Source organism: Parasedimentitalea maritima (assembly GCF_005771405.1).
GTDB lineage: Bacteria > Pseudomonadota > Alphaproteobacteria > Rhodobacterales > Rhodobacteraceae > Parasedimentitalea > Parasedimentitalea maritima.
On record NZ_VAUA01000022.1, the window covers coordinates 1 to 1503 of the forward strand.

General features: G+C 54.0%; 1 protein-coding gene. It reads right to left on the minus strand.

Annotated elements, in window-relative coordinates; genetic code table 11:
* Window positions 1–74 precede the first annotated feature (74 nt).
* Window positions 75–1417 (minus strand): IS3 family transposase gene (locus FEE96_RS23370; protein ID WP_425467359.1). Its coding sequence is split into 2 segments (ribosomal slippage): window positions 75–1090 and window positions 1090–1417, totalling 1344 coding nucleotides; the frame shifts between segments, so codons are not numbered across the junction.
* Between the last annotated feature and the right edge of the window lie 86 nt (window positions 1418–1503).

The following is a 1503-nucleotide window of genomic DNA, read 5'->3' on the forward strand; positions in this document are numbered from 1 at the left end:
TGTCCGTCGTCAGAGTTTTTGGAACCAAGAGCGGCGTAAACTAAGTGAGTGTTCGGCTCATCTGGTTGGTTTGATTATGCTGCGCGTTGTCTGTGATGCAAGCGTCGCGCTTCGAAGGTCTTCTGTTTGATCCTTTCTCGTTGTTCCAGAATGGCTTGGTCACGCCCGAAGTAGACGTCGGCGGGTGTGACGTTGTTCAGGCTCTCGTGGTAGCGCTGGTGATTGTAGTGATCGACGAAGGCTTCGATTTGGGCTTCGAGATCGCCCGGCAGGAAGTAGCTTTCCAGCAAGATCCGGTTCTTCAAGGTTTGATGCCATCGTTCGATCTTACCTTGTGTCTGAGGGTGATACGGTGCGCCGCGTGAGTGCTTCATACCTTTGTCTTGCAGCCATTCAGCGAGGTCGCCAGAGACATAGCTGGACCCATTATCGCTCAGCAGGCGTGGTTTGTGGACGACATGGACCTGATCACAGCCAGATGCCTGCAAGGCCAGATTGAGGGTGTCTGTCACATCCTCAGCTCGCATGTTTGTGCAGAGCTTCCACGAGATGATGTAGCGGCTGTAATCGTCCAGGATCGTGCTGAGATAGAACCAGCCCCACCCCAGAACCTTGAGATAGGTAAAGTCGGTCTGCCAAAGCTGGTTGATGGCCGTTGTCTTATGCTCGAACTCATTCGCGGCTTTCAGCACGATGAACGCAGGGCTGGTGATCAGGTCATGTGCCTTGAGCGTGCGATACACTGTGGATTCCGATACAAAGTACCGTTCTTGGTCTGTGAACGTCACCGCCAACTCGCGGGGTGACAGCTCTGTCTCCTTCAAGGCGAAGCTGACGACTTTACGCTTCACCTCGTCTGGAACGCGGTTCCAGACATGCTTTGGCTTGGGAGACTGATCCTCAAGGCCAGCCGCCCCGCGCTGCAGGTATCGGTCGTACCAACGGTAGAATGTGGTGCGAGGGATACCCAGTTTGGCCAATGTACGACGCGCTGACAGATGGCTTTCTTCAACCAACCGAATGATCTCCAACTTCTCAGATGCAGAGTATCTCATTCGTGGTCGTCCCCATTGCCGGTCACGCTTTTTTTGAGCAAGCGCAGTTCGAGCGCTTGTTCCGCAACAACCTCTTTCAGATCACGAGCTTCGCGCCGCAGTTCCTTGACCTCGTCGGTTGTCGCTGCTCGTGCTGTGTCACCGGCAAGCCGCTTCTTCCCGGCTTCCATGAAGTCTTTGGACCATTTGTAGTAAACGCCTTGGGAAATCCTCTCGCGGCGACACAGCTCTGCAATGCTGTCCTCGCCACGCAGGCCATCCAGGACGATCCTGATCTTCTCCTCAGAGGAATACTGTTTACGCGTGGCGCGTTTGATGTCTTTGACGATCTTCTCGCCAGGGCTCTTGGTTGTCTTTCTCATCTTCCACTCCTCAGTGGTGACGATGAGCCAGAAACACTCTCTTATCAAATTACCCTATTTGGACCCATAGGCGCTGACGTCAGACA